We start from the raw sequence: 3,964 nt of genomic DNA, 5'->3' as shown, positions 1-3,964 counted from the left end.
TCGCTGGCCGGCTGACCCGACTGCCCGCGCCGGAGGTCAGCCGTCGGCGTGCCGGTCCACGGCTGCCCACGGTTCCTTGCCCGGCACCTGCGCCCCCGTCGGGCAGTGCCGGCGGAAGTCACACCAGCCACAGCGCGGGCTGGGCGCCACCGGGAACGCCTCGTCCGCGTCGGCCCCGTCGGCGACCGCCCGTTCGGCGGCCATGATGTCGCGGGCTGTCTCCTCCGCACGGGTCAACTGCCGGGCCAGCGACTCGACGGTGTGGTCGTGGCCGGCGACCGTGCCGGTAGGCAGGTGGTGCAGCTCCACTCGGCGACACGGTCGGCGGAACACCCGCTCGGCCGCGTACGCGTAGAGCGCCAACGCCTGCGAACCCCGCGCGTCGTCCGTGTCCAACCCGCTGCGACCGGTCTTGTAGTCGACGATGACCAGCTCCGGCCCCTCCGGACCGGGCCGCGAGTCGATCCGGTCGGCCCGACCGTTGAACGCCAGCACGGCGGTCTTGACCGCCACCACCCGCTCCACGCCGAGCGGGTCGGAGTCGGCCTCCAGCGTCTCGACGTACGCCTCCAGCCAGCCCAACGCCCGCCGGTAGGCGGCCCGCTCCTGCTCGTCGTCGCGGTAGCCCTCGCGGACCCAGGTGCCCTTGAGGAGGGTGGCCAACGCCTCGGGGCGACGACGGTCGGCGGGCAGCGCGTACCAGTTCTTCAGGGCGGTGTGCACGCTGGCACCGAGCGAGTTGTGCGCCCACGGCGGACCCTTGGGCGGTGTCGGCCGGTCGACGTACGAGTAGCGGTAGCGGCGCGGGCAGTCGGCGAACGCGCCGAGTTTGCTCGGTGTGCAGACGAACAGGCGCTCCGGCATGCCCTCGAAGCCGAGTTGCTCGGCACCGCCGTCGCGTTGTCGGGGGGCCCGGCCACCGGCCGCTGGCCGTCCCGCTGATGAGGATCGTCGCACCCTGCGATCCTGCCATCCACCTCCGACAGCGTGGGTGTGCCGGTCAGGTCATGTTCACGTAGTGCGTGACGAAGGCGAACACGGCGTCGGCGATGAGCTGCACGGCGATCGCGGCCAGCAGCAGGCCGGCGATCCTGGTCAGCACCTCGATGCCACCGGGCCGCAGAATCTTCACGATGCCGCCGGAGAAGCGCAGGACGATCCAGACGGCGACCATCACGGCGAGGATCGCCACGGCGATGGCGGTGTAGTCGCCCAGGCCGTCGGCCTGCTGGACGAAGAGCATGGTGGCCACGATGGCCCCCGGACCGGCCAGCAGCGGGGTGCCCAGCGGCACCAGGGCGATGTTCGAGGTGGCGTCCGTGCTGGGGCCGTCGGTCTTGCCGGTGAGCAACTCCAGGGCGACGAGTACGAGCAGCAGCCCACCGGCCGCCTGCAACGCCGGCAGGTCCACGTGCAGGTAGTCCAGCAGGGTCTGACCCGCCACCGCGAAGATCACGATCACGCCCAACGCCAACGCGACGGCCTGCCAGGCCGCCCGGTTGCGGTCGCGGGCGGGTAGCGGACCGGTCAACGCCAGGAAGATCGGCATCATGCCCGGGGGGTCAGTGATCACCAGCAGGGTCACGAAAACCTCGCCGAACAGCTTCAGATCCACGTGATCAACCTAGCCGCGCCGTATTCCGCCGAAACGCAGATCAGCCGGAAGCGACCTCGGTCACCCCTTCGGCGACGATCCGCTCGTACGCCTCGACGCCTGTGCTGAACGCACCGAGCTGCACGGTCTTGTGCGTGCCGTGGAAATCCGAGGAGCCGGTGACGAGCAGGCCCAGGTCGGCGGCGAGCGCCCGGACGTGCGCACGCTCGGCGGGGCTGTGGTCCTCGTGGTCGGCCTCGAGCCCGGCAAGTCCGGCGGCGGCCAACTCGGTGATCAACTCGTCGGGCACCACCCGGCCACGGCGGGTGGCCCGGGGATGGGCGAAGACCGGCACACCGCCGGCCGATCGCACCAGCCGGACCGCCTGGAACACGTCGATGTCGTCCTTGGGTAGCCGGTACCGTTCGCCCAGCCAGTCCGAGCCGAACGCCTCCCGGGTGCTGCCGACCAGACCGGCCCGGATCAGCGCCTGCGCGATGTGCGGCCGTCCCACGGTCCCTCCGTCCGCACCGGCCAGGATCTCCGGCCAGCTCACGTCGATGCCGTCGGCGCGCAACAGCGCGACTATCCGTTCGCCGCGATCTTCCCGGGCGGCCCGCACCCGGGCCAGCTCGGCCACCAGTTCGGGGTGGTCCGGGTCGAACAGGTACGCCAGCAGGTGCAGCGGCACCGCGGGTTCGGTGCCGGACCAGCGACAGGAGAGCTCCGCACCTCGGATCAGGCGCAGTCCGGGCGGCAACGCGCCAACCGCCGCCGCCCAGCCGGCGGTGGTGTCGTGGTCGGTGATCGCCAACACGTCCAGCCCTGCCGTGCCTGCGGCCCGGACCAGCTCGACCGGGGTCAACGTGCCGTCGCTGGCTGTCGAGTGGGTGTGCAGGTCGATCCGCGGGGCACCGGTACGCGAGGTCACCTCATGACGCTACCGAGGGAGCACCGAGCCTGCCTCGCGGAGGTCGTTCCGACCGGTGGATCAGAAGCTGCTGACCAGTACGGGTCGGTCCCCGGCTGGCACGTCGGGCACCGGCGCGGGAGTCGCCGGTTTCCCGGCCCGTACCCGGCCGACGTCGACCCGGACCAGGTCACCACCGTCGTCGAGGTACACGGCCTGGGTGTCGTTGCTCCAGACGATCGCGCCGGTCATCGGCGGCCCGGCCGGAACGGCGGTCGGCGCGGGCCCGAGTCGTCGCAGGTCGATCAGGAGCGCACGGCTGGCCTTGCCCACCCGTCCGTTCACCAGCAGCCACCGCCCGTCGGTGGAGACCCCGCCCACGCCGTCCCGGGTCAGGTCCGCATCACAGCTGGACTCCACCGGCTGCAGGTGGCGCGTCGGGTCGAGTACGGCCAGGCAGGTCCCGCCGGGGTCGGTCGCGACGGTCTGGCCGACCAGTCGCCCGTCGGGCAGTTCTCCGTAGACGTTGAGGGTCTGCCGGTCGACGGCTGCGGGCAACTGCCCGGCGCCCGGCCGCCAGAGGGTGTGACCGGCACTCGCGGTGTCGAGCCGGACCAGCACGCTGTCACCGACGAACCGGATGGGCTCCGCGGCTGCCGGCACCGGGGTGCGCGCCGCGCCGATGAGCTGGGTGCCGACCACCCCCGCCACGAACAGGTCACCGCCGTCGCGCCAGGCGACCTGTCGGCTGTCCGGTGCCAGGACGATCGAGCCTGCACCGGCGAGCAGCACCTGCACCAGGCCGTCGTCCTGCACGACCCAGAGGGTGCGGCCGGCGGTGGTCGGCGTGCTGACCACCAACCAACCGTCTCCACCGGGCAGGAGTTGGGCGTGTTCGGCCGGCCCGATGTCGCGCAGCACCAGCCGCTGCCCGTCGGGGTTGACCAGGGTCTCGCTCACGATCAGGGAGGCGGACGTCCCGGACGAGGATTCGGCACCGGGAACGCTGGCCGTGGGGACCGGCCGGTTGGACCGGTCCGGATCACCGATCACCACGATGGGCGTGCCGTCCCGCCCGGTTCCCGCACCGAGTTGGACCATGCCGGCGCCCAGCAGCACGGTGACGGCTGCCGCGAGCGCGAGCCCGACGCCGGTGCGCCGCCGCCGGATCCGATTCGCACGTCGAATCGCCTGGCCAGCGGGGTCGGCGCGCAGCGGGCGGGCAAGGGTCACCTGGTGCGAGAGGCTCTCCCGCACCGCACCTTCCAGCTCGTCAGGCCGCACCTCGTATGAACGCTTCGACCCGGCCGTCAGGTTGTCGGGCCGGCCTGGCAATCCGCTCACTGCTGCTCCCCGGAGCCCGTGCCGACGGGCACGGCCGCCGGGGCGGTGGGCAACACGACCTGCGGGACGCCGGTCAGGTTGTACGGGCGGAACGAGATCCAGTCGTTGTTGTCGAT

4 protein-coding genes are annotated in these 3,964 nt (G+C 72.3%); all 4 read right to left on the bottom strand.

All coding sequences use genetic code 11. The annotated features are described in order from the left end of the window. Positions 1–36 precede the first annotated feature (36 nt). Positions 37–864 (bottom strand): RecB family exonuclease, encoded by an 828-nt coding sequence (locus tag ACWCO3_RS32390; protein ID WP_208745241.1) that lies wholly within the window; start codon positions 862–864, stop codon positions 37–39. Between the two features lie 136 nt (positions 865–1,000). After that, positions 1,001–1,615, bottom strand: a complete 615-nt coding sequence (locus tag ACWCO3_RS32385) for a MarC family protein (protein ID WP_145786193.1) — start codon at positions 1,613–1,615, stop codon at positions 1,001–1,003. Positions 1,616–1,655: 40 nt separating this feature from the next. After that, positions 1,656–2,525 carry a PHP domain-containing protein gene (locus tag ACWCO3_RS32380; RefSeq protein ID WP_145786192.1) on the bottom strand — a complete coding sequence of 290 codons (870 nt, stop codon included), beginning with the start codon at positions 2,523–2,525 and terminating at the stop codon, positions 1,656–1,658. 60 nt (positions 2,526–2,585) lie between these two features. Then, positions 2,586–3,788, bottom strand: a complete 1,203-nt coding sequence (locus ACWCO3_RS32375; protein WP_450013713.1) for a hypothetical protein — start codon at positions 3,786–3,788, stop codon at positions 2,586–2,588. Positions 3,789–3,964: the final 176 nt, after the last annotated feature.

The organism is Micromonospora sp. NPDC002411, assembly GCF_053592955.1.
The sequence above is the reverse complement of the archived record's forward strand: the minus strand, read 5'-3'. Positions and strand labels throughout refer to the sequence as shown.